Source organism: Microcystis sp. M53603_WE2, assembly GCF_030065435.1.
Genome location: NZ_JASJFF010000360.1, coordinates 1 through 3,178, shown reverse-complemented (window position 1 = coordinate 3,178; position 3,178 = coordinate 1). Strand labels below are relative to the sequence as shown.

At 42.6% G+C, this 3,178-nt stretch carries 4 protein-coding genes; 1 reads left to right on the top strand and 3 read right to left on the bottom strand.

Going from position 1 to position 3,178, the window contains the following annotated elements:
- Positions 1 to 284: 284 nt before the first annotated feature.
- The 3 genes from PX481_RS07780 to PX481_RS07770 all read right to left on the bottom strand — a co-directional run bounded on the left by PX481_RS07780 (position 285) and on the right by PX481_RS07770 (position 1,933).
- Positions 285 to 794, bottom strand: a complete 510-nt coding sequence (locus PX481_RS07780) for a tetratricopeptide repeat protein (RefSeq protein ID WP_002759469.1) — start codon at positions 792 to 794, stop codon at positions 285 to 287.
- Between the two features lie 24 nt (positions 795 to 818).
- Positions 819 to 1,331: a hypothetical protein gene (locus PX481_RS07775; protein ID WP_002759468.1), complete on the bottom strand. Its 513-nt coding sequence runs from the start codon at positions 1,329 to 1,331 to the stop codon at positions 819 to 821.
- Between the two features lie 116 nt (positions 1,332 to 1,447).
- Positions 1,448 to 1,933 (bottom strand): allophycocyanin subunit alpha-B, encoded by a 486-nt coding sequence (locus PX481_RS07770; protein WP_002759464.1) that lies wholly within the window; start codon positions 1,931 to 1,933, stop codon positions 1,448 to 1,450.
- A gap of 232 nt (positions 1,934 to 2,165) precedes the next feature.
- Here PX481_RS07770 and PX481_RS07765 point away from each other — a divergent pair, with 232 nt between their 5' ends.
- Positions 2,166 to 2,951: a slipin family protein gene (locus PX481_RS07765; protein ID WP_288094226.1), complete on the top strand. Its 786-nt coding sequence runs from the start codon at positions 2,166 to 2,168 to the stop codon at positions 2,949 to 2,951.
- Positions 2,952 to 3,178: the final 227 nt, after the last annotated feature.

Here is a 3,178-nt window from a genome sequence, read left to right as displayed (position 1 = left end):
CCCATTTTCAGGGGGTCAATTACCTAATTTTCAGGGAAAAAGTGCCTAAATTTCCCCCCCGATCACTCCAAGGGCTGGCACTTTTTGATTTCAAAAAAGCCTAAAAATATTATCCAACAAGATTTTTAGATTTATTCAGCAAACCCTAGCTAAAGTGGCTAATTTACCGAAGAAGGGCCGCAGTAATGCCCAAGCAATGTCGATAATCGCAACAAGTCAAGAAATAAAAAATTCTCGATATTGTCTTTCACTTCGCCCAACTTCGATGATTAATTCTTTTTTCATTACTTTTTAGGTTCTGGGGGTGGCTGTTTAGAAGCTGCCGCAATCGCTTGATTTAAGCGAGTTAATTCTTCTTTAAACTTCGGTTCTTGGGGATAGTTTTTGACTAATTTTTCTAGGATACTTTTAGCTCCAGAAACGTCTTGAGTTTGTAATCTTGTTCCATAAAGAACTAGCATAACTTCCAGATTGTCGGGATATTTTTGATATAACTTTTCTAAAGGTTCTCTGGCTCCGATAAAATCTTTTAACTGTAAGCGAGCTTGGGCCAGTCCTTGCAAAGCAGTGGGGTTATCTGGTTCACGTTCGAGAATTTTCTCGTAACCTTTGACCATTTCTTCTAATTTTTCGGGAGGAATAGTTGCCTCTTGCCCGGGTTGATTGCCCTGGGGGGAATTAGAATTATTATTTTTCAATAAACCTAAAGTTGGCACCACCATTAAAGCCAGAAATACTAAACCAGAGGAAACAATTAAGACTCGTTTGAGCGTATCGTTATTTTTTTTGGGCATACTTTTTAAAGATTAGAGATAAGATTAATCGGTAGTAACTCGATGAAATTCGTGACCCCAAAGATTATAAGCCCAAATTCCCAAGCCAAAACTACCTAAGCAGAGGATGGTGAGCATCAGGAAAACTTGCCACCTATTGTAACCTGCTTCCTGAAGTTCTAGACGACCAAGGATAGTGGCGGCTAAGAGGATTAAAACTCGACTAAATACCGCCCACTTGTGGAAGATAAAGACTACCGCCAAAGACCAGCCGAGAATTGATAATACAGCACTAATATCGTTTTTAAACCAACTGCGGAAAAATAGCGGCATTAAGTGACTAAACAGAGTTAATCCTAGGGCAATTGAGAGGATAACCCCTACCGCTAGGATATAGATGATGATTTCTAGCCATTCGCTAGTGAGAGTCCAATTCATCTCATCACCGCGGGCAAGTAACCAATCACTCCATGATAAACGCTCATGGGCGATCGACCAGCCAAACACCCCATAGACCGATGGAATCAGAAAAGTAAGTAGTATAATGCGCCAAAACATAATCAGTTATCAGTTATCAGTTATCAGTTATCACTGAAAAAAGTCAAGCCTGAACCCTGAAAGAGACGAAAATTGCCCCTTTTCAGACTTCAGGCCCTTGGGATTGTCCCGATCGCTTAGGACATATACTGGATGATAAAGTCGAAGTAGGGGGCTGCTTCCACGGCATCCTCTTGAGTCAAAAGACCTAAAGCGGCCTCTTTGAGACAACGAATCGCCTCCACCATGCCGGGGACGGGAACATTAAGAGAGTTATACATCTCTTTGACCCCGATCAGACCGGTTTGTTCGATCGGTCCTTTGTCTCCGGCTAATACCCCATAGGTAACTAGACGCAGATACCAACCATAATCGCGCAAGCATTGATTATATTGACGCTGACCGTAGGCGTTACCCCCCGGCGCTCTATAATCAGGACGTTTCTTGAACAGTTGTTTTTGAGCCTGATCGACGATTTTTTTCTCATTGTCAGCGAGAGTTTCGGCAATGCGAATTCTCTGCTCACCGGTTTTTAAAAATTGCCCGATACCCTGTAGTTCACCACTACTAGGATAACGAAGTTCGTCGTCGGCTTTGAGGATGACTTGGCTAACTACGCTCATAATATCAAGGTAAATTCTGATAACATTCTGTAGTTTATCTCAGGTCGGGGTCTGGAAGTCGAGTCATCCCTGCTGGTTGGGCAATTCCTAAAAATTGTAATATTTCGTTATGAGTTTCCCCGACAGCCCGGTTACTCTCTAGAATGAATGTATTAGTGGTCAGGAGCGAGGAGATGGCAATTGAGATGTCACCGCACACCGATTAACTTGAACCCGATAAGTGGTAATTAATATGGAATTTTTAGCATCCTTCCTATTGATAGCGGGCATTCTGGGGTTAAATGGCTTTAAAATCGATCGAGAATACCAGCGTGGTGTTATCTTTCGTCTAGGGCGTTATCAAGACACCAAAGGCCCCGGACTGTACTGGATCATTCCCCTAGTTGACCAAAAAATGCAGCTGGATATTCGCACCAAAACCGTCGATATCGCCCCGCAAGAAACTGTCACCGCCGATAATGTCACAATTAAGGTTAATGCGGTTCTCTACTATCGCATTATCGATCCTAGCAAAGCGATTAACAAAGTCGAATCCTATTCTGCGGCCGTTTACCAAGCGGCCATGACCACTTTAAGAAATGTAGTTGGTCAAAATCGTCTCGATGATGTCTTGCAAAAACGAGACAAAATTAATCAAGCAGTCCAACAAATTGTCGATGAAATTAGCGAACCTTGGGGCATTGATATCGAACGGGTGGAGATGAAAGATGTGGAAATTCCCACCGCTATGCAGCGAGCTATGGCCAAGGAAGCGGAAGCATTGCGAGAAAAACGCGCCCGTTTGATTAAAGCTGCCGCAGAACAGGAAGCCTCCCTAAAATTAGCGGAAGCTTCCCGATTAATCATGGAAAATCCCGCCGCTTTGGAATTACGCCGCCTACAAATGTTAACGGAAATTGGAGCGGAAAATAACACCAGTACCGTGATTATGCTTCCCTCCGATATCTTAAATCTCGCTCAAAAATTAACCGAAAAACTATCACAAAATGGCTCAATTGTCAATAGCCAAAAAGGTTGATTTTTAATCATAAAGATTGGGTGTGTTAGGTTGGTTTAAGTAAGTGGTTATAATTAAATTGAAGATAGATTTTGTCTTTGATCCCCCCTGCCCCCCTTGATAAGGGGGGTAGCTGACAATTTTTAACACCTATCTAACACACCTAAAATTGTTAATTAACGCATGGTGACGAATTCCTCGGCAGCACTGGGATGAATGCCGACAGTGGCATCAAAATCGGCTTTTGT

Bases quoted from the DNA above. Each gene is read 5' to 3' on its own strand.
- PX481_RS07780 (WP_002759469.1), bottom strand. From the start codon at position 794: ATGCCCAAAAAAAATAACGATACGCTCAAACGAGTCTTAATTGTTTCC.
- PX481_RS07775 (WP_002759468.1), bottom strand. From the start codon at position 1,331: ATGTTTTGGCGCATTATACTACTTACTTTTCTGATTCCATCGGTCTAT.
- PX481_RS07770 (WP_002759464.1), bottom strand. From the start codon at position 1,933: ATGAGCGTAGTTAGCCAAGTCATCCTCAAAGCCGACGACGAACTTCGT.
- PX481_RS07765 (WP_288094226.1), top strand. From the start codon at position 2,166: ATGGAATTTTTAGCATCCTTCCTATTGATAGCGGGCATTCTGGGGTTA.